Origin of the sequence: Klebsiella sp. WP3-W18-ESBL-02 (assembly GCF_014168815.1) — a bacterium.
In the GTDB taxonomy this organism is placed as follows: domain Bacteria; phylum Pseudomonadota; class Gammaproteobacteria; order Enterobacterales; family Enterobacteriaceae; genus Kluyvera; species Kluyvera ascorbata_B.
The window spans coordinates 604,338-623,987 of record NZ_AP021972.1; the positions used below are offsets into that span (position 1 = coordinate 604,338).

The 19,650-nt window shown below is 54.3% G+C and carries 17 protein-coding genes and 2 tRNA genes; 16 read left to right on the forward strand and 3 right to left on the reverse strand.

Annotated features, from left to right (window positions below; genetic code table 11):
• The first annotated feature begins 209 nt into the window (after nt 1–209).
• Nucleotides 210–686 carry a transcription elongation factor GreA gene (gene greA / locus H7R56_RS02985; RefSeq protein WP_106927240.1) on the forward strand — a complete coding sequence of 159 codons (477 nt, stop codon included), beginning with the start codon at nt 210–212 and terminating at the stop codon, nt 684–686.
• A gap of 154 nt (nt 687–840) precedes the next feature.
• On the opposite strand, the gene yhbY is transcribed toward greA, so the two are convergent.
• Nucleotides 841–1,134 (reverse strand): ribosome assembly RNA-binding protein YhbY, encoded by a 294-nt coding sequence (yhbY, locus tag H7R56_RS02990; protein ID WP_024133059.1) that lies wholly within the window; start codon nt 1,132–1,134, stop codon nt 841–843.
• 126 nt (nt 1,135–1,260) lie between these two features.
• On the opposite strand from yhbY, the gene rlmE reads away from it, so the two are divergent.
• The 6 genes from rlmE to H7R56_RS03020 all read left to right on the forward strand — a co-directional run bounded on the left by rlmE (nt 1,261) and on the right by H7R56_RS03020 (nt 6,853).
• A complete protein-coding gene (rlmE, locus tag H7R56_RS02995) occupies nt 1,261–1,890 on the forward strand; it encodes a 23S rRNA (uridine(2552)-2'-O)-methyltransferase RlmE (RefSeq protein ID WP_182928505.1) in 630 nt (209 codons plus the stop codon).
• Nucleotides 1,891–1,991: 101 nt separating this feature from the next.
• The gene (ftsH, locus tag H7R56_RS03000; RefSeq protein ID WP_106927236.1) at nt 1,992–3,926 is read left to right on the forward strand and encodes an ATP-dependent zinc metalloprotease FtsH; all 1,935 of its coding nucleotides are present in this window, start codon (nt 1,992–1,994) and stop codon (nt 3,924–3,926) included.
• A 94-nt stretch (nt 3,927–4,020) separates the two neighbouring features.
• Nucleotides 4,021–4,869 carry a dihydropteroate synthase gene (gene folP / locus H7R56_RS03005; protein WP_106927234.1) on the forward strand — a complete coding sequence of 283 codons (849 nt, stop codon included), beginning with the start codon at nt 4,021–4,023 and terminating at the stop codon, nt 4,867–4,869.
• A complete protein-coding gene (gene glmM, locus H7R56_RS03010) occupies nt 4,862–6,199 on the forward strand; it encodes a phosphoglucosamine mutase (RefSeq protein WP_106927232.1) in 1,338 nt (445 codons plus the stop codon). Before folP ends, glmM begins: the two co-directional genes overlap by 8 nt.
• A gap of 225 nt (nt 6,200–6,424) precedes the next feature.
• A complete protein-coding gene (gene secG / locus H7R56_RS03015) occupies nt 6,425–6,757 on the forward strand; it encodes a preprotein translocase subunit SecG (protein ID WP_106927230.1) in 333 nt (110 codons plus the stop codon).
• Between the two features lie 9 nt (nt 6,758–6,766).
• Nucleotides 6,767–6,853, forward strand: a tRNA-Leu gene (locus H7R56_RS03020).
• Nucleotides 6,854–6,960: 107 nt separating this feature from the next.
• Here H7R56_RS03020 and H7R56_RS03025 read toward each other — a convergent pair.
• Nucleotides 6,961–7,497 carry a carboxymuconolactone decarboxylase family protein gene (locus H7R56_RS03025; RefSeq protein WP_106927228.1) on the reverse strand — a complete coding sequence of 179 codons (537 nt, stop codon included), beginning with the start codon at nt 7,495–7,497 and terminating at the stop codon, nt 6,961–6,963.
• Nucleotides 7,498–7,613: 116 nt separating this feature from the next.
• On the opposite strand from H7R56_RS03025, the gene H7R56_RS03030 reads away from it, so the two are divergent.
• Nucleotides 7,614–8,519 (forward strand): AraC family transcriptional regulator, encoded by a 906-nt coding sequence (locus tag H7R56_RS03030; protein ID WP_106927226.1) that lies wholly within the window; start codon nt 7,614–7,616, stop codon nt 8,517–8,519.
• Nucleotides 8,520–8,566: 47 nt separating this feature from the next.
• On the opposite strand, the gene argG is transcribed toward H7R56_RS03030, so the two are convergent.
• A complete protein-coding gene (argG, locus tag H7R56_RS03035; protein ID WP_106927224.1) occupies nt 8,567–9,910 on the reverse strand; it encodes an argininosuccinate synthase in 1,344 nt (447 codons plus the stop codon).
• 335 nt (nt 9,911–10,245) lie between these two features.
• On the opposite strand from argG, the gene H7R56_RS03040 reads away from it, so the two are divergent.
• The 8 genes from H7R56_RS03040 (at nt 10,246) to pnp (ending at nt 19,590) form a co-directional block, all read left to right on the forward strand.
• Nucleotides 10,246–10,322, forward strand: a tRNA-Met gene (locus tag H7R56_RS03040).
• Nucleotides 10,323–10,530: 208 nt separating this feature from the next.
• Entirely contained in the window at nt 10,531–10,983 is a 453-nt protein-coding gene (gene rimP / locus H7R56_RS03045; RefSeq protein WP_064541967.1) for a ribosome maturation factor RimP, read from the forward strand.
• A 27-nt stretch (nt 10,984–11,010) separates the two neighbouring features.
• Nucleotides 11,011–12,513: a transcription termination factor NusA gene (nusA, locus tag H7R56_RS03050; RefSeq protein ID WP_106927222.1), complete on the forward strand. Its 1,503-nt coding sequence runs from the start codon at nt 11,011–11,013 to the stop codon at nt 12,511–12,513.
• Between the two features lie 24 nt (nt 12,514–12,537).
• Nucleotides 12,538–15,228 carry a translation initiation factor IF-2 gene (gene infB, locus H7R56_RS03055; protein WP_106927220.1) on the forward strand — a complete coding sequence of 897 codons (2,691 nt, stop codon included), beginning with the start codon at nt 12,538–12,540 and terminating at the stop codon, nt 15,226–15,228.
• Nucleotides 15,229–15,329: 101 nt separating this feature from the next.
• Nucleotides 15,330–15,731 carry a 30S ribosome-binding factor RbfA gene (rbfA, locus tag H7R56_RS03060; RefSeq protein ID WP_106927218.1) on the forward strand — a complete coding sequence of 134 codons (402 nt, stop codon included), beginning with the start codon at nt 15,330–15,332 and terminating at the stop codon, nt 15,729–15,731.
• A complete protein-coding gene (gene truB / locus H7R56_RS03065; RefSeq protein ID WP_106927216.1) occupies nt 15,731–16,675 on the forward strand; it encodes a tRNA pseudouridine(55) synthase TruB in 945 nt (314 codons plus the stop codon). Before rbfA ends, truB begins: the two co-directional genes overlap by 1 nt.
• 152 nt (nt 16,676–16,827) lie before the next feature.
• Nucleotides 16,828–17,097 carry a 30S ribosomal protein S15 gene (rpsO, locus tag H7R56_RS03070; protein ID WP_035891092.1) on the forward strand — a complete coding sequence of 90 codons (270 nt, stop codon included), beginning with the start codon at nt 16,828–16,830 and terminating at the stop codon, nt 17,095–17,097.
• A gap of 357 nt (nt 17,098–17,454) precedes the next feature.
• The gene (gene pnp, locus H7R56_RS03075; protein ID WP_106927214.1) at nt 17,455–19,590 is read left to right on the forward strand and encodes a polyribonucleotide nucleotidyltransferase; all 2,136 of its coding nucleotides are present in this window, start codon (nt 17,455–17,457) and stop codon (nt 19,588–19,590) included.
• Nucleotides 19,591–19,650 lie beyond the last annotated feature (60 nt).

Below are 19,650 nucleotides of genomic sequence, written 5' to 3' on the forward strand. Positions count from 1 at the left end.
TACGGCGCAACGCCCTGTAAAGTAAACGATGACCCGTAGTGAACTTCAGGGTAAAATGCGTATCAAATTAAAAATTACTGCTGACCTGGGGCTTTGTACCCGGGTCGGTTTTCTTTTGCTTCTGGCCTGGCGTTGATAGCAACCCAGGCGGGCTGAGTAGCCGGAGCGGAGCTAACCGCTCCCAACAGGAATGTTCAAGAGGTATAACAATGCAAGCTATTCCGATGACCCTTCGTGGTGCAGAAAAACTGCGTGAAGAACTGGATTTTCTGAAGTCCGTACGTCGCCCAGAGATTATTGCGGCCATCGCCGAAGCGCGCGAGCACGGCGACCTGAAAGAGAACGCTGAGTATCATGCTGCTCGTGAGCAGCAGGGCTTCTGCGAAGGTCGTATCAAAGATATCGAAGCGAAGCTGTCCAACGCGCAGGTTATCGACATCACCAAAATGCCGAATAACGGCCGCGTCATTTTCGGTTCTACCGTGAAGGTACTGAATCTGGACAACGATGAAGAGCAGACCTATCGCATCGTCGGTGACGATGAGGCTGACTTCAAACAGAATCTGATTTCTGTGAACTCACCTATCGCCCGCGGCCTGATCGGCAAAGAACAGGACGATGTCGTGACTATCCGTACGCCGGGTGGTGAAGTTGAGTACGAAATCATCAAAGTGGATTATCTGTAAATTTTGTTCAACACTGAAAATGTTGACTGAGTGTAAAGATAAGAAAAAGGCCGCATAGCGGCCTTTTATCAAGCATAAGAGCGTGGCATGTTGCTAGCCCTCGTAAAGGAAAACCCTCATTTAACACAATGTTGTGTCAGAAATTAGGATATTCTTAACGTGGCAGCGAGATTTTGCGTTCTTTACCAGGGCGATAAAGCACCAGCATTTTGCCGATGACCTGTACGTTACAGGCGCCGGTTTCGCGCACGATAGCGTCCACGATCAAGGTTTTGGTCTCGCGATCTTCCGAGGCGATTTTCACCTTGATAAGTTCATGGTGCTCTAACGCTTGTTCAATCTCGGCCAGTACCCCTTCGGTCAAACCATTGTTGCCAAGCATAACTACCGGCTTGAGCGGATGTGCCAGACCTTTCAGGTGCTGTTTTTGTTTAGTACTCAGATTCATCGTATATTTTTGCTTACGTTGGGATTGAAAACGGGTCATTCTACCGCCATCTCCCATATATCGCCAAATGGCGCGTAGAAATTTACGCCAAAAGGTTACGATGAACTGTCCCGATGGGAATGTTAAATGACAGGTAAAAAGCGTTCTGCCAGCTCAAGCCGCTGGCTTCAGGAACACTTTAGCGATAAATATGTTCAAGAGGCACAGAAAAAGGGGTTACGTTCCCGTGCCTGGTTTAAACTTGATGAAATACAGCAAAGTGACAAACTTTTTAAGCCGGGGATGACGGTTGTCGATCTCGGTGCTGCGCCAGGAGGCTGGTCACAGCACGTGGTCACGCAGATTGGCGGCAAAGGCCGCATCATCGCTTGCGATCTTTTACCTATGGATCCAATCGTTGGTGTGGACTTCCTTCAGGGCGATTTTCGTGATGAACTCGTCATGCAGGCATTACTCGAACGCGTGGGTGACAGTAAAGTACAAGTTGTCATGTCAGATATGGCACCAAACATGAGCGGAACGCCGGCGGTAGACATTCCCCGGGCCATGTATCTGGTGGAGCTGGCGCTTGAAATGGCGCGTGATGTGCTTGCGCCAGGCGGAAGTTTTGTAGTGAAGGTGTTCCAGGGCGAAGGCTTCGATGAGTATCTAAGGGAAATTCGCTCCCTGTTTACGAAGGTTAAAGTTCGTAAGCCGGACTCTTCGCGTGCGCGTTCACGCGAAGTGTACATTGTAGCGACCGGGCGAAAATCATAGACGGTGGTTTTTCAAACGAAAGTTTTGAAAGAAACTGGATATAGAGTATCCTGACGCTGTTTTTAACACAGTTGTAATAAGAGGTTAATCCCTTGAGTGACATGGCGAAAAACCTAATACTCTGGCTGGTCATTGCCGTTGTGCTGATGTCAGTATTCCAGAGCTTTGGGCCCAGCGAATCGAACAGCCATAAGGTGGATTATTCTACCTTCCTGCAAGAGGTCAATAACGACCAGGTTCGCGAAGCGCGTATCAACGGACGTGAGATCAACGTTACCAAGAAAGATAGTAACCGTTACACGACCTACATCCCGGTTAACGATCCGAAGCTGCTTGATAACCTGCTGACGAAAAACGTCAAAGTGGTTGGCGAGCCGCCAGAAGAGCCGAGCCTGCTGGCGTCGATCTTCATTTCCTGGTTCCCGATGCTGCTGCTTATCGGCGTCTGGATCTTCTTCATGCGTCAAATGCAGGGCGGCGGTGGCAAAGGTGCCATGTCGTTCGGTAAGAGCAAAGCGCGCATGCTGACGGAAGATCAGATCAAAACCACTTTTGCCGATGTTGCGGGCTGCGACGAAGCGAAAGAGGAAGTGGGCGAACTGGTTGAATACCTGCGTGAGCCGAGCCGTTTCCAGAAGTTGGGCGGTAAGATTCCGAAAGGCGTCCTGATGGTCGGTCCTCCGGGTACCGGTAAAACGCTGCTGGCGAAAGCCATTGCCGGCGAAGCCAAGGTGCCGTTCTTTACCATTTCCGGTTCTGACTTCGTGGAAATGTTCGTGGGCGTCGGCGCATCTCGTGTGCGTGACATGTTCGAACAGGCCAAGAAAGCAGCACCGTGCATCATCTTCATCGATGAAATCGACGCCGTCGGTCGCCAGCGTGGCGCAGGGCTGGGCGGTGGTCACGATGAACGTGAGCAAACGCTGAACCAGATGCTGGTTGAGATGGATGGCTTCGAAGGTAACGAAGGTATCATCGTTATCGCGGCAACTAACCGTCCAGACGTACTTGACCCGGCGCTGCTGCGTCCAGGCCGTTTCGACCGTCAGGTTGTGGTCGGTCTGCCAGACGTTCGCGGTCGTGAACAGATTCTGAAAGTGCATATGCGTCGCGTACCGCTGGCGCCGGATATCGATGCGGCAATCATTGCTCGCGGTACTCCGGGCTTCTCCGGTGCAGACCTGGCGAACCTGGTGAACGAAGCGGCGCTGTTTGCTGCTCGTGGCAACAAACGCGTTGTGTCGATGGTTGAGTTCGAGAAAGCGAAAGACAAAATCATGATGGGTGCGGAACGTCGCTCCATGGTGATGACGGAAGCGCAGAAAGAATCTACCGCGTATCACGAAGCGGGCCACGCGATTATCGGTCGCCTGGTGCCGGAACACGATCCGGTGCACAAAGTAACGATTATCCCGCGCGGCCGTGCGCTGGGTGTAACCTTCTTCCTGCCTGAAGGCGATGCGATCAGCGCCAGCCGTCAGAAGCTGGAAAGCCAGATCTCGACCCTGTACGGCGGTCGTCTGGCGGAAGAGATCATCTACGGCGTTGAGCATGTATCCACCGGTGCGTCGAACGACATTAAAGTCGCGACCAACCTGGCGCGTAACATGGTCACCCAGTGGGGCTTCTCCGACAAACTCGGTCCGTTGCTGTATGCAGAAGAAGAGGGCGAAGTATTCCTGGGCCGTAGCGTCGCGAAAGCGAAACATATGTCCGATGAAACCGCGCGTATCATCGACCAGGAAGTGAAGTCGCTCGTGGAACGTAACTACAACCGCGCGCGCCAGCTTCTGAACGACAACATGGACATTCTGCATGCCATGAAAGATGCGCTCATGAAATATGAGACCATCGATGCACCGCAGATTGACGACCTGATGGCTCGCCGCGACGTGCGTCCGCCAGCAGGTTGGGAAGAACCGGGTTCATCCAACAACAACTCGGGCAGCACCGGTAAACCAAGTGCGCCGCGTCCGGTTGATGAACCACGTGCGCCGGACTCTGGCACCATGTCAGAGCAACTGGGCGACAAATAAGTTCTCCCCCGTGGAAGACTGCGTTGTACCTGAAACCCTGGGGCTTGCCCCGGGGTTTTTTATATTCAGAAATCAATAATTAAAAGGATTCGATATGAAACTCACCGCCCAGGGCTCCATCCTGGATCTCTCCCATCCACACGTGATGGGGATCCTCAACGTCACGCCGGACTCTTTCTCCGACGGTGGCACGCACAATACGCTGGTTGAGGCGGTGAAACATGCGAACCTGATGATTAACGCGGGCGCGACCATCGTTGACGTAGGCGGCGAGTCCACTCGCCCGGGCGCGCTGGACGTGAGCGTGGAAGAAGAGCTTGATCGCGTTATCCCAGTGGTGGAAGCGATCGCCCAGCGCTTTGAAGTGTGGATCTCTGTCGATACGTCTAAGCCTGAAGTGATTCGTGAGTCTGCCCGTGCCGGAGCGCACATCATTAACGATATCCGCTCGCTCAGCGAGCCGGGCGCGCTCGAAGCTGCGGCCGAAACCGGACTGCCCGTTTCGCTGATGCATATGCAGGGCAACCCAAAAACCATGCAGGATGCGCCGAAGTATGACGATGTCTTTGCTGAGGTAAATCAGTATTTTATTGAACAGATTGCCCGCTGCGAACGGGCAGGAATCTCAAAAGATAAATTGTTGCTCGACCCGGGGTTCGGTTTCGGTAAAAATCTGTCCCATAACTATGCATTACTGGCGCGTTTGTCAGAGTTCCATCATTTCGGCCTGCCGCTGTTTGTCGGCATGTCGCGTAAATCAATGATTGGTCAACTGCTGAACGTGGGGCCGTCGGAGCGCCTTAGCGGCAGCCTGGCGTGCGCGGTGATTGCTGCCATGCAGGGCGCGCATATTGTTCGCGTCCACGACGTCAAAGAAACTGTTGAAGCGATGCGTGTGGTTGAGGCCACCTTGTCTGCGAAGGGAAATAAACGTTATGAGTAATCGCAAGTATTTTGGTACCGATGGGATTCGTGGTCGCGTAGGTGATGCGCCGATTACCCCTGATTTTGTTCTGAAGCTCGGCTGGGCGGCAGGCAAGGTACTGGCAAGCCACGGATCGCGTAAAATTATTATTGGTAAAGATACCCGTATCTCAGGCTATATGCTGGAGTCCGCGCTGGAAGCCGGTCTGGCGGCCGCGGGGCTGTCGGCCTCTTTCACCGGGCCGATGCCGACGCCGGCGGTGGCTTACCTGACCCGCACGTTCCGCGCGGAAGCCGGTATCGTTATCTCCGCATCGCATAACCCGTTTTATGACAATGGCATCAAATTCTTCTCCATCGACGGCACCAAGCTGCCCGACGAAGTGGAAGAGGCCATTGAAGCCGAGATGGAAAAAGAGATCACCTGCGTTGATTCCGCCGAGCTGGGTAAAGCTAGCCGCATCGTTGATGCGGCGGGCCGCTATATTGAGTTCTGCAAAGGCACCTTCCCGAACGAGCTGAGCCTGAACGGGCTGAAAGTGGTCGTTGACTGCGCCAACGGCGCAACCTACCACATTGCGCCGAATGTGCTGCGCGAACTGGGCGCCACCGTGATCGCCATCGGCTGCGAACCGAACGGCGTCAACATTAACGAAGAAGTGGGGGCCACCGACGTCCGCGCTTTGCAGGCGCGCGTATTGGCTGAGAAAGCCGATGTGGGCATCGCGCTGGACGGTGACGGCGACCGCGTCATCATGGTTGATCACCAGGGTAATAAAATCGATGGTGATCAGATTATGTATATCATCGCCCGCGAAGCGCTGCGCCAGGGCCAGCTGCGCGGCGGCGTTGTTGGTACGCTGATGAGCAATATGGGGCTGGAAGTGGCGCTCAAGCAGCTCGGCATTCCGTTTACCCGCGCGAAAGTGGGCGACCGCTACGTGCTGGAAAAAATGCAGGAGAAAGGCTGGCGCATCGGTGCGGAAAACTCCGGCCACGTGATCCTGCTGGACAAAACCACGACCGGCGACGGTATTGTGGCGGGCCTGCAGGTGGTGGCGGCCATGGTGCGTAACCACATGAGCCTGCACGATCTGAGCAGCGGTATGAAAATGTTCCCGCAGGTGCTGGTAAACGTGCGCTATACCGATGGCAAATCGAACCCGCTGGACAACGAGGCGGTGAAGGCGGCGGCCCTGGCGGCAGAAGCAGCGATGGGTAATCGTGGCCGCGTACTGCTGCGTAAATCAGGCACCGAGCCGCTGATTCGGGTGATGGTTGAAGGGGAAGATGAAGCGCAGGTAACCGAGCTTGCGCATCGCATCGCCGACGCGGTTAAAGCGGCCTGACAGACAGGCTAAGTGATTAAAAAGGCGGCGCTTGCCGCCTTTTTCTCATTAACCGAGACAGTTTTGCTGTTTTTTTCCGCAGTTGATACAATGTGTGGAAATTGCCCTTGCGAAGGTCATTCGCTTTGGTTAGTATTCACACCCGCTTCAGTGGGAAACTTAAATGTCCCGCTTTATTGGTCGAAGCACTTGGTACGCGGCATTCCCGCAAGGAACAGGTTGATTATGTACGAAGCTCTTTTAGTTGTTTTCCTTATTGTAGCGATTGGCCTTGTGGTCCTCGTTATGCTGCAACAAGGTAAAGGCGCTGATATGGGAGCCTCCTTTGGAGCAGGCGCTTCCGGCACATTGTTTGGTTCAAGTGGTTCAGGTAACTTCATGACCCGCATGACCGCTGTGTTCGCGACGCTGTTCTTCATTATCAGTCTGGTGCTGGGTAACATCAACAGCAACAAGACCAATAAAGGAAGTGAGTGGGATAACCTGACTGCACCGAAGACTGAGCAAACGACTCAGCCAGCGGCACCGGCTCAGCCGACCAGCGATATCCCGCACTAAGTATTCTGTACCGAGGTGGTGGAATTGGTAGACACGCTACCTTGAGGTGGTAGTGCCCTAACGGGCTTGTGGGTTCGAGTCCCATCCTCGGTACCAATATTCCGAAAGAAAGACGCTGAAAAGCGTCTTTTTTTCGTCCGTATCTTTTATCCCTTCTTTCCTCGGGGTATACGGGCCGCAGCTCCCTTACCCGCAAAACACGGTTAATCCGCCTTAGGAAAATCTACCACCGTGTCGTTCACCCGGTTCACCATATTGGTAAACAGAATGGCGCTGATTGCGCTGATAATCTCAACGATCTGACGATCGCTGAAGCCTGCATGTTTCAGCGCGGTCACGTTGGCTTCCGGCAGCGTACCGGTGGTGGTGACCAGGGTTTGTGCAAATTTCACCAGCGCATCAAGCTGTGCATCTTCGGCGTATTCTCCACGACGTAGCGCGTGGATCTGCTCGCTACTAAAGCCCGCCTTTTTTGCCATCAGCGTATGGGCCGCCAGGCAGTAATCGCACTGCGTCGCTTCGCTCACGGACAGGTTAATTGCTTCCAGCATTTTAGCGTTCAGGCTGCCTTTATGTAGCATGGCGTTGTGCGCCAGCACCTGCTGCAGCGCCTCCGGTGAATGCCCACCAATGGTCAGATAGGCGTTCGGTACTTTACCCACTGCTTTTTTGATCCCGCTGAAAAGTTCTGCGGCTTTGCCCGTTGCATCTTGTTCGCGAATGTCTGTTAAACGGCTCATCATCTTCTCCTGTCGTTCGAGGGTTTGTTGTGGCAATGGAAACTTCATAGGACAGGTTGACGTGATAGACTGGCGCGATTCGTCTCATCTTTTTGTCTTATCGTCTCAGGAGCTGTATGGACAGTCTTAGCCATCTCTTAACGCTGCTGGCACCGCGCTGTGAAGTGAATCTGCACTGCCGCTTTGGCGGACGCTGGCAGGCGGGGCATAGCCAGATGCGGACGGGCGTCGTTCCCTGGCACTTTGTACTGCGCGGAGAGGGGCGACTCACCGTGGGGAAGGAAACGCGTCAGATGCATACGGGAGACGTTATCCTGCTGCCGCACGGTTCACCACATCTGATGGAAAGCCTGGTCGAGTGGGGGCAGGTGCTGCCGGTCGCCCATCGCTTTAACGGTACGCTGACCGAGATGCGCACAGCATCAGACAGCAATGCGCTGGAGATGCTGTGCGGAGAGTTCTACTTCGGGCCGCACGTAAACTGGCTGTTCAGCGAAGACAGTGAACTCATCCATCTGCATACCCGCGAACGGGAAGACTGCCCTGAACTGGAGACGATGCTGAACGTATTGGTTCGTGAGAGTCTGGCTGAGCGGCCGGGCGCTGCCGCTATCGTACGCAGCCTGGGCGATACGCTGCTGGTACTACTGATGCGCACGTTGCTGGCGGCGAAAGCACCACCGGGCGGACTGCTACGGTTAATGAGCGATGAGCGACTGATGCCCGCGGTGCTTGCGGTACTCGCGGCACCAGAACAACCGTGGACCATGGAGACAATGGCTTCCCGGGCGTTTTTATCACGTGCCACGTTTGCCCGCCACTTTGCTCGCGTCTACCACCTGACACCTCAGGCCTGGCTGACGCAGCTGCGTATGGTGATGGCCGCGCGGTTACTTCACCAGGACCGACAGGCGCGGGTGGAGGCGATCGCCGAACGCTGCGGATTTCAATCGCTGGCCTCATTCTCAAAAAGCTTTAAAAAGTACTACGGCCTGACGCCGGGAGAGTGGCGGCGGCGATAGCAATAAAAAAGGCCGCACAGGCGGCCCTTGATGGCGTTTACACAGGCTTATTTGCCTTTGTTTTCCAGATTCTCAACCTGCGGCAGGCCGGTTGCAGAAGAGGCGGTCAGCAGCCCGCTCTGGGCGTAGCCGAACAGCTTCTCGCGGGTATCGGTAATGTCCAGGTTACGCATAGTCAGCTGGCCGATACGGTCTTCAGCGCTAAACATAGAGTCACCTTTTTCCATGGTCAGACGTTCTGCTTTATAGGTCAGGTTGTCAGACACGGTATTCATGATGGAGTAGTCGTTACCGCGGCGCAGTTCCAGCGTGACTTCACCCGTAATCTGGCTGGCCACCCAACGCTGCAGAGAGTCACGCAGCATCAGCGCCTGGGAGTCAAACCAACGGCCCTGATACAGCAAGCGGCCCAGTTGGCGACCGTGAGCGTGATACTGCTCAATGGTATCTTCGTTGTGAATACCGGTCAGCAGACGCTCGTAAGCGATGTGTAGAAGTGCCATCCCCGGCGCTTCGTAGATACCACGGCTCTTCGCTTCGATAATACGGTTTTCAATCTGGTCACTCATGCCCAGACCATGACGCCCGCCGATGCGGTTGGCTTCCAGCATCATCTCTACGTCGTCGCTGAAGGTTTTACCGTTAAGCGCAACCGGATGGCCCTGCTCAAAACGCACGGTCACTTCTTCTGCCGGCACTTTTACGTTTTCGTCCCAGAACTTCACACCCATAATCGGGTTAACGATTTTGAGGCTGGAGTTCAGGAATTCCAGATCTTTTGCTTCGTGCGTTGCGCCAAGCATATTGGAGTCGGTTGAGTAGGCTTTCTCCACGGACATTTTGTAGTCGAAACCGCAGGAGATCATAAACTCTGACATTTCATGACGGCCGCCCAGCTCATCGATAAAATCGCTATCCAGCCACGGTTTGTAAATCTGTAGCTCGGCGTTGGTCAGCAGGCCGTAGCGATAGAAACGCTCAATATCGTTACCTTTGTAGGTGCTGCCGTCGCCCCAGATGTTAACGCCGTCTTCTTTCATGGCGGCGACCAGCATGGTGCCGGTAACCGCACGGCCCAGTGGAGTGGTGTTGAAGTAGGTCAGGCCGCCGGTAGTATTGTGGAAAGCACCGCATTGGATAGCGGCGATGCCTTCGGCAACCAGCTGTTTACGACAGTCGATCAGACGAGCGTTCTCTGCGCCATATTCCATAGCACGACGAGGAATTGCATCATAATCATCTTCGTCCGGCTGACCCAGGTTTGCAGTATATGCATAAGGGACAGCGCCTTTTTGTCGCATCCACAGCAGCGCTGCGCTGGTGTCAAGACCGCCAGAGAAGGCGATACCAATACGTTGACCTACCGGAAGATGCTTGAGAATCGTCGTCATAAAGTAAAACCCTGCTTGATTGACTGAAGGAGAAATTACGTTCCGCTGTCAGTGAATTTTTATGCAAAATAAATGAGTTTTCATTTAATCACGTTTTATCTGTGACAGGAAGACATTCATGCATTTTTATTCAAAAAATCCGCACTGCCAGCGAAGGTTGTCAGGCGTACCTTAGCGCGATGGCCGGCGCATTTCTTCTGCATAGAATGTGAGGTTGACAAGTTGTGATAATGCTCACTATAATGGTGGCCGGTTTTACGTCCCGTCCTCGGTACCAAATCCCAGCATTATTTGCATTTTTTACTCAAAACGCGTAAAATTTGCCACGTTTCAGGCGCGGGGTGGAGCAGCCTGGTAGCTCGTCGGGCTCATAACCCGAAGGTCGTCGGTTCAAATCCGGCCCCCGCAACCACTTTCCCTTAGAGTTCATTTTCAAATATACTGTGAAGACTTAGGCCTTCGTAGCTGGATTTGAAAAAAAATTCTTTCGGAAGGTTCTCCAGGCCGCAGTTGCGGCTATAGGGTTCAGTTATCTAAAGCCCCGATTTATCGGGGTTTTTTGTTATCTGACTACAGAATAACTGGGCTTTAGGCCCTTTTTTTATGTCTTGGGGGTGGGTTTGTCCACATTAGAGCAAAAATTAACAGAGATGATTACAGCGCCGGTTGAAGCCCTGGGCTACGAACTGGTCGGCATCGAATTTATTCGCGGTCGCACATCCACACTGCGCATCTATATTGATAGTGAAGATGGCATCAATGTTGATGATTGTGCTGATGTGAGCCACCAGGTAAGCGCGGTGATGGACGTTGAAGATCCGATTACCGTCGCTTACAACCTGGAAGTTTCCTCTCCGGGCCTCGATCGTCCGATGTTCACCGCGGAACACTATGTGCGTTTCCTGGGTGAAGAGGTGACGCTGGTCCTGCGCATGGCGGTACAGAACCGTCGTAAATGGCAGGGCATTATCAAAGCGGTAGACGGTGAGATGATCACTGTGACAGTCGAAGGCAAAGATGAAGTGTTCGCGCTGAGTAACATCCAGAAGGCGAACCTGGTTCCCCACTTTTAACAGTCTGGATTGAGGTGAAAGGCCCCGATGAACAAAGAAATTTTGGCTGTTGTTGAAGCCGTCTCCAACGAGAAAGCGCTGCCGCGTGAGAAGATTTTCGAAGCGCTGGAAAGTGCGCTGGCAACGGCGACAAAGAAAAAATACGAACAGGAAATCGACGTACGCGTTGAAATCGATCGCCGCAGCGGCGACTTCGATACTTTCCGTCGCTGGGTCATTGTTGAAGAAGTTACCCAGCCAACCAAAGAAATTACGCTCGAAGCGGCACGCTTCGAAGACGAAAGCCTGAACGTAGGCGATTACGTTGAAGATCAGATTGAATCCGTCACCTTTGACCGTATTACGACTCAGACGGCAAAACAGGTTATCGTGCAGAAGGTCCGTGAAGCCGAGCGCGCGATGGTTGTCGATCAGTTCCGCGATCAGGAAGGCGAAATCGTCACTGGCGTAGTGAAGAAAGTGAACCGCGACAACATCTCTCTGGAAGTGAAATCCGAAGGGATGGCCGGGAACGCTGAAGCCGTAATCCTGCGTGAAGACATGCTGCCGCGTGAAAACTTCCGTCCGGGCGACCGCATCCGCGGCGTACTGTACGCCGTTCGCCCAGAAGCGCGCGGCGCACAGCTGTTCGTCACCCGTTCTAAGCCGGAGATGCTGATCGAACTGTTCCGCATCGAAGTGCCGGAAATCGGTGAAGAAGTGATTGAAATTAAAGCGGCCGCTCGCGATCCGGGCTCTCGTGCCAAAATCGCGGTAAAAACCAACGACAAACGTATCGACCCGGTCGGCGCTTGCGTAGGTATGCGCGGCGCACGCGTGCAGGCGGTTTCTACCGAACTGGGCGGCGAGCGTATCGATATCGTGCTGTGGGACGACAACCCGGCGCAGTTCGTGATCAATGCTATGGCACCTGCTGATGTGGCATCCATCGTGGTTGATGAAGACAAGCACACCATGGATATCGCGGTAGAAGCAGGTAACCTGGCGCAGGCGATCGGCCGTAACGGCCAGAACGTGCGTCTGGCTTCTCAGCTGAGCGGCTGGGAACTCAACGTAATGACCGTTGACGACCTGCAGGCGAAGCATCAGGCGGAAGCGCACGCGGCGATCGATACCTTCACCAAATATCTCGATATTGATGAAGAGTTCGCGACCGTGCTGGTAGAAGAAGGCTTCTCCACGCTTGAAGAACTGGCCTATGTGCCAATGAAAGAACTGCTGGAAATTGATGGTCTGGACGAAGCGACCGTTGAGGCGCTGCGCGAACGTGCGAAAAACGCCCTGACCACTCTGGCACTTGCCCAGGAAGAAAGCCTCGGTGATAACAAACCGGCTGACGATCTGCTGAACCTGGAAGGGTTAGATCGCGCACTGGCTTTCAAACTGGCCGCTCGTGGCGTTTGTACGCTGGAAGACCTCGCTGAACAAGGCGTTGACGACCTGTCTGACATCGAAGGGTTAACCGACGAGAAAGCGGGTGAGCTGATTATGGCTGCGCGTAATATTTGCTGGTTCGGCGACGAAGCGTAATAAACTGTAGCAGGAAGGAACAGCATGACAGATGTAACCGTAAAAACGCTGGCCGCAGAGATACAGACCTCGGTGGATCGCCTGGTACAGCAATTTGCTGATGCGGGTATCCCGAAGTCTGCAGATGACTCTGTGTCCGCACAAGAGAAGCAAACCTTACTGGCGCACCTGAACCGCGAAAACGGTTCTGCGCCGGATAAGTTGACTTTGCAGCGCAAAACGCGCAGTACTCTCAACATTCCAGGTACCGGTGGAAAAAGCAAATCGGTACAAATCGAAGTCCGCAAGACACGCACCTTTGTGAAACGCGATCCGCAAGAGGCTGAACGCCTGGCCGCGGAAGAGCAGGCGCAGCGTGAAGCGGAAGAGCAAGCCCGTCGTGAAGCTGAAGAAGCAGCTAAACGCGAGGCGCAACAAAAAGCTGAACGTGAGGCCGCAGAAAAAGCTAATCGTGAAGCCGCTGATAAAGCGAAACGTGAAGCTGCGGAAAAAGACAAAGTGAGCAATCAACAGACCGACGATATGACCAAAACCGCCCAGGCTGAAAAAGCCCGCCGTGAAAATGAAGCTGCCGAGCTGAAGCGTAAAGCGGAAGAAGAAGCCCGCCGTAAGCTGGAAGAAGAAGCTCGCCGCGTGGCTGAAGAAGCGCGCCGTATGGCAGAAGAAAACGAGAAGAACGGTGTGAATACCGCTGAGCCAACTGAAGACACCAGCGATTATCACGTCACCACTTCTCAGCACGCACGCCAGGCTGAAGACGAAAACGACCGTGAAGTCGAAGGTGGTCGTGGTCGTGGCCGTAATACGAAAGCCGCCCGCCCGGCGAAAAAAGGCAACAAACACGCCGAATCCAAAGCCGATCGTGAAGAAGCGCGCGCCGCTGTTCGCGGGGGTAAAGGCGGCAAGCAGCGTAAAGGTTCCGCACTGCAGCAGGGCTTCCAGAAGCCAGCTCAGGCCGTTAACCGTGACGTTGTGATTGGCGAAACCATCACCGTTGGCGAACTGGCTAACAAGATGGCGGTGAAAGGTTCTCAGGTCATCAAAGCGATGATGAAGCTGGGCGCCATGGCCACCATCAACCAGGTCATCGACCAGGAAACCGCACAGCTGGTTGCCGAAGAGATGGGCCACAAAGTTATCCTGCGTCGTGAAAACGAGCTGGAAGAAGCGGTAATGAGCGACCGTGACACCGGCGCTGCGGCTGAACCGCGCGCACCGGTTGTGACCATCATGGGTCACGTTGACCACGGTAAAACCTCTCTGCTGGATTACATTCGTTCCACGAAAGTGGCCTCTGGCGAAGCGGGCGGCATTACCCAGCACATCGGTGCATACCACGTTGAAACCGACAACGGTATGATCACCTTCCTGGACACCCCGGGTCACGCCGCGTTTACCTCAATGCGTGCTCGTGGTGCGCAGGCAACGGATATCGTTGTTCTGGTTGTCGCAGCAGACGATGGCGTGATGCCGCAGACTATCGAAGCAATCCAGCACGCGAAAGCGGCGGGTGTGCCGGTTGTGGTTGCAGTGAACAAAATCGATAAGCCAGAAGCGGATCCGGATCGCGTTAAAAACGAACTGTCCCAGTACGGCATCCTGCCGGAAGAGTGGGGCGGTGAAAGCCAGTTCGTTCACGTATCTGCGAAAGCCGGTACCGGTATCGACGAGCTGCTGGACGCTATCCTGCTGCAGGCTGAAGTTCTGGAGCTGAAAGCGGTCCGTAAAGGCATGGCGAGCGGCGCGGTTATCGAATCCTTCCTGGATAAAGGTCGTGGTCCGGTTGCTACCGTACTGGTTCGTGAAGGTACGCTGCACAAGGGCGATATCGTTCTGTGTGGCTTCGAATACGGTCGCGTTCGTGCAATGCGTAACGAACTGGGTCAGGAAGTCCTGGAAGCAGGTCCGTCTATTCCGGTGGAAATCCTCGGCCTGTCCGGCGTTCCGGCTGCGGGTGACGAAGTGACCGTCGTTCGTGACGAGAAGAAAGCCCGTGAAGTTGCGCTGTATCGTCAGGGCAAATTCCGTGAAGTTAAACTGGCTCGTCAGCAGAAATCTAAACTCGAGAACATGTTCGCCAACATGACCGAAGGCGAAGTTCACGAAGTGAACATCGTCCTGAAGGCCGACGTTCAGGGTTCTGTGGAAGCGATCTCCGACTCCTTGCTGAAACTGTCTACCGACGAAGTGAAAGTGAAGATCATCGGTTCTGGCGTAGGTGGTATCACCGAAACCGACGCAACCCTGGCGGCGGCATCCAACGCGATTCTGGTTGGCTTCAACGTCCGTGCTGATGCCTCTGCACGTAAAGTGATCGAAGCGGAAAGCCTGGATCTGCGCTACTACTCCGTCATCTATAACCTGATCGACGAAGTGAAAGCGGCGATGAGCGGCATGCTGTCTCCGGAACTGAAACAGCAGATCATCGGTCTGGCTGAAGTTCGTGATGTGTTTAAATCACCGAAATTCGGTGCGATCGCGGGCTGTATGGTTACCGAAGGCACCATCAAACGTCACAACCCGATCCGCGTTCTGCGTGACAACGTGGTTATCTACGAAGGCGAGCTGGAATCCCTGCGCCGCTTCAAAGATGACGTCAACGAAGTCCGTAACGGCATGGAATGTGGTATCGGCGTGAAGAACTACAACGACGTTCGCGTTGGCGATATGATCGAAGTGTTCGAAATCATCGAGATCCAACGTACCATCGCTTAATCTTCGTTAAGATTGCCGATTGTAGGCCGGGTAAGCGAAGCGCCACCCGGCATGAATTTCAAAAGGGGCTGATAGCCCCTTTTTTGTCTGGAGAATTTATTATGGCGAAAGAATTTGGTCGCCCGCAGCGCGTGGCCCAGGAGATGCAAAAAGAGATCGCAATCATCCTGCAGCGCGAAATTAAAGACCCGCGTCTGGGCATGATGACCACCGTTTCTGGCGTTGAAATGTCCCGCGACCTGGCCTATGCCAAAGTATTTGTCACCTTCCTGAACGATCAGGATGAAGCCGCGGTGAAAGCGGGCATCAAAGCGCTGCAGGAAGCCTCTGGCTTTATTCGCTCGCTGCTGGGCAAAGCCATGCGCCTGCGTATCGTGCCGGAACTGACCTTCTTCTACGACAACTCGTTGGTTGAAGGTATGCGCATGTCCAACCTGGTGACCAACGTGGTGAAGCATGACGAAGAGCGTCGTGTTAACCCGGACGACAGCAAGGAGGACTGATGAGTCGTCCTCGTCGTCGCGGCCGTGACATTCACGGCGTGCTGTTGCTGGATAAACCGCAGGGTGCGTCCAGCAATGATGTGCTGCAAAAGGTGAAGCGTATTTATAACGCCAACCGCGCCGGGCATACCGGCGCGCTGGATCCGCTGGCAACCGGTATGCTGCCGATTTGCCTCGGTGAAGCCACCAAGTTTTCCCAGTATCTGCTGGACTCCGATAAACGCTATCGGGTGATTGCGCGTTTAGGCCAGCGTACCGATACCTCGGATGCCGATGGGCAGATCGTGGAAGAGCGTCCGGTGACCTTTAGCGAGGCGCAGCTGGCCGATGCGCTGGAAAGCTTCCGTGGCGATACGCAGCAGGTGCCGTCGATGTACTCGGCGCTGAAGTACCAGGGCAAAAAGCTCTACGAATACGCGCGTCAGGGTATCGAAGTGCCGCGCGAAGCGCGCCCGATTACCGTCTACGAACTGCTGTTTATTCGCCATGAAGGTCACGAGCTGGAGCTGGAAATTCACTGCTCTAAAGGCACCTATATTCGTACCATTATTGACGATCTGGGTGAGAAGCTCGGCTGCGGCGCGCACGTGATTTTCCTGCGTCGCCTGGCGGTCAGCAAATACCCGGTCGAACGTATGGTGACGCTGGAGCATTTGCGCGAGCTGGTTGAACAGGCCGAGCAGCAGGGGATCCCGGCTGCGGAGCTACTCGATCCGTTACTGATGCCGATGGACAGTCCCGCTTCGGACTATCCGATTGTGAATATTCCTTTAACGTCATCGGTTTACTTTAAAAATGGTAACCCGGTACGGACCTCCGGCGCACCGCTGGAAGGGCTGGTGCGCGTGACGGAAGGCGAAGAAGGCAAATTCCTCGGAATGGGTGAAATCGATGATGAAGGCCGCGTGGCTCCGCGCCGTCTGGTGGTCGAATACACCGAGTAAGTCAGATTGTGTGGCTTGCGATAACAGAGCGCTGCGGGTAGAATGTCGCGGCTTAACGTCTGCTTAATTGTTTAACAATTGGCAAGCGTTATCTCAGGGGCTGCTGAATTAGAGATCGGCACCCTTTCTTTCTTTTAAATTTGGAGTTCAAAATGTCTCTAAGCGTTGAAGCTAAAGCACAAATCGTTTCTGAGTTCGGTCGTGGCGCGAACGACAGCGGTTCCACCGAAGTTCAGGTTGCACTGCTGACTGCACAGATCAACCACCTGCAGGGTCACTTTGCAGAGCACAAAAAAGATCACCACAGCCGTCGTGGTCTGCTGCGCATGGTTTCTCAGCGTCGTAAGCTGCTGGACTACCTGAAACGTAAAGATGTTGCACGCTACACCGCGCTGATCGAGCGTCTGGGTCTGCGTCGCTAACTCTAGCGAGTTTCAGAAAGAGGGGCCTTTATGGCCCCTTTTTTCCACCGGACGACCGCTATTTATCAGAAAGAGTACCCGTCAAAACGCTGCCTGGTGTTGTGGTAATCTCGTTTGTCTGCAATGCGTTTAGACAAAATTGAGCTGAAATTACCAACACAGCAGTATTTTGAAAGATAGCGGGTATAATGTATTGTTGTTGTACATATTCTTCATTGCAGAGGTTCGCGCGGCTAATGAGAGGCTTTACCCGCATCGGGTTAGGGTTGTCATTAGTCGCGAGGATGCAAAGAAGATCGGTTTCATTGGCCGGCACGCCACAGGGTGTGCCGCCGTTCATTAAGAAAGGATAGAATTTTGCTTAATCCGATCGTTCGTAAGTTCCAGTACGGTCAGCATACCGTTACGCTGGAAACCGGCATGATGGCACGTCAGGCGACTGCCGCTGTTATGGTTAGCATGGATGACACTGCGGTATTCGTTACCGTTGTGGGTCAGAAAAAAGCGAAACCAGGCCAGGACTTCTTCCCGCTGACCGTTAACTATCAGGAGCGTACCTACGCTGCTGGCCGTATCCCGGGTAGCTTCTTCCGCCGTGAAGGCCGTCCGAGCGAAGGCGAAACCCTGATCGCGCGTCTGATTGACCGCCCGGTTCGTCCGCTGTTCCCGGAAGGCTTCGTCAACGAAGTTCAGGTCATCGCGACCGTCGTTTCCGTTAACCCGCAGGTTAACCCGGATATCGTGGCAATGATCGGTGCATCCGCTGCGCTGTCTCTGTCCGGTATTCCGTTCAACGGCCCGATCGGTGCCGCACGCGTCGGTTACATCAACGACCAGTACGTGCTGAACCCGACTCAGGACGAACTGAAAGAGAGCAAGCTGGATCTGGTGGTTGCCGGTACTGAAGCCGCTGTACTGATGGTTGAGTCCGAAGCAGAACTGCTGAGCGAAGACACCATGCTGGGCGCGGTCGTATTCGGCCACGAGCAGCAGCAGATCGTTATTCAGAACATCAACGACCTGGTGAAAGAAGCCGGTAAACCGCGTTGGGATTGGCAGCCGGAAGCCGTTAACGAAGCGCTGAACGCGCGCGTTGCTGCACTGGCTGAATCTCGCCTGAGCGACGCTTACCGCATCACCGACAAACAAGAGCGTTACGCTCAGGTTGACGTGATCAAATCTGAAACCATCGCGACGCTGGTGGCTGAAGACGAAACCCTGGACGCGAACGAACTGGGTGAAATCCTGCACGCTATCGAGAAAAACGTTGTGCGTAGCCGCGTACTGGCTGGCGAACCGCGTATCGATGGCCGCGAAAAAGACATGATCCGTGGTCTGGACGTGCGCACTGGCGTACTGCCGCGTACTCACGGCTCCGCACTGTTCACCCGTGGCGAAACTCAGGCGCTGGTTACCGCGACCCTGGGTACCGCACGTGATGCACAGGTTCTTGATGAACTGATGGGCGAGCGCACCGACAACTTCCTGTTCCACTACAACTTCCCTCCGTACTCCGTAGGGGAAACCGGCATGGTCGGTTCTCCGAAGCGTCGTGAAATTGGTCACGGTCGTCTGGCGAAGCGCGGCGTGCTGGCAGTGATGCCGGAAGGCGACAAGTTCCCGTACACCGTTCGTGTGGTTTCTGAAATCACCGAATCTAACGGTTCTTCTTCTATGGCTTCCGTATGTGGCGCTTCCCTGGCGCTGATGGACGCAGGCGTGCCGATTAAAGCGGCCGTAGCGGGCATCGCGATGGGTCTGGTGAAAGAAGGCGACAACTTTGTTGTTCTGTCTGACATCCTGGGCGACGAAGATCACCTGGGCGATATGGACTTCAAAGTAGCGGGTTCCCGCGACGGTATCTCTGCGCTGCAGATGGATATCAAAATTGAAGGTATCACCAAAGAGATCATGCAGGTTGCTCTGAACCAGGCTAAAGGTGCGCGTCTGCACATCCTGGGCGTGATGGAACAGGCGATCAACGCACCGCGTGGCGATATTTCTCAGTTCGCTCCGCGTATCCACACCATCAAGATCAATCCGGACAAGATCAAAGACGTTATCGGTAAAGGCGGTTCTGTTATCCGTGCACTGACCGAAGAAACCGGCACCACCATCGAAATCGAAGATGACGGTACCGTGAAGATCGCAGCAACCGACGGCGAGAAAGCAAAACACGCTATCCGTCGTATCGAGGAAATCACTGCTGAAATCGAAGTCGGTCGTATCTACAATGGTAAAGTGACCCGTATCGTTGACTTTGGCGCATTCGTTGCCATCGGTGGCGGTAAAGAAGGTCTGGTCCACATTTCCCAGATCGCCGACAAGCGCGTTGAGAAAGTGACTGACTACCTGCAGATGAATCAGGAAGTGCCGGTTAAAGTTCTGGAAGTTGACCGTCAGGGCCGTATCCGTCTGAGCATTAAAGAAGCAACCGAGCAGTCTCAGCCTGCCGCCGCACCGGAAGCTCCGGCAGCGGAACAGGGCGAGTAAGGTTTGCCTTTTGCCCTCCGCGCTTGCGGAGGGCACATTTCGCTGGCGGGATGCCTTGTT

Bases quoted from the DNA above. Each gene is read 5' to 3' on its own strand.
- rpsO (WP_035891092.1), top strand. From the start codon at position 16,828: ATGTCTCTAAGCGTTGAAGCTAAAGCACAAATCGTTTCTGAGTTCGGT.
- yhbY (WP_024133059.1), bottom strand. From the start codon at position 1,134: ATGAATCTGAGTACTAAACAAAAACAGCACCTGAAAGGTCTGGCACAT.
- argG (WP_106927224.1), bottom strand. From the start codon at position 9,910: ATGACGACGATTCTCAAGCATCTTCCGGTAGGTCAACGTATTGGTATC.
- glmM (WP_106927232.1), top strand. From the start codon at position 4,862: ATGAGTAATCGCAAGTATTTTGGTACCGATGGGATTCGTGGTCGCGTA.
- secG (WP_106927230.1), top strand. From the start codon at position 6,425: ATGTACGAAGCTCTTTTAGTTGTTTTCCTTATTGTAGCGATTGGCCTT.
- ftsH (WP_106927236.1), top strand. From the start codon at position 1,992: ATGGCGAAAAACCTAATACTCTGGCTGGTCATTGCCGTTGTGCTGATG.
- rlmE (WP_182928505.1), top strand. From the start codon at position 1,261: ATGACAGGTAAAAAGCGTTCTGCCAGCTCAAGCCGCTGGCTTCAGGAA.
- H7R56_RS03025 (WP_106927228.1), bottom strand. From the start codon at position 7,497: ATGAGCCGTTTAACAGACATTCGCGAACAAGATGCAACGGGCAAAGCC.
- H7R56_RS03030 (WP_106927226.1), top strand. From the start codon at position 7,614: ATGGACAGTCTTAGCCATCTCTTAACGCTGCTGGCACCGCGCTGTGAA.
- rbfA (WP_106927218.1), top strand. From the start codon at position 15,330: ATGGCGAAAGAATTTGGTCGCCCGCAGCGCGTGGCCCAGGAGATGCAA.
- truB (WP_106927216.1), top strand. From the start codon at position 15,731: ATGAGTCGTCCTCGTCGTCGCGGCCGTGACATTCACGGCGTGCTGTTG.
- greA (WP_106927240.1), top strand. From the start codon at position 210: ATGCAAGCTATTCCGATGACCCTTCGTGGTGCAGAAAAACTGCGTGAA.
- nusA (WP_106927222.1), top strand. From the start codon at position 11,011: ATGAACAAAGAAATTTTGGCTGTTGTTGAAGCCGTCTCCAACGAGAAA.
- infB (WP_106927220.1), top strand. From the start codon at position 12,538: ATGACAGATGTAACCGTAAAAACGCTGGCCGCAGAGATACAGACCTCG.
- folP (WP_106927234.1), top strand. From the start codon at position 4,021: ATGAAACTCACCGCCCAGGGCTCCATCCTGGATCTCTCCCATCCACAC.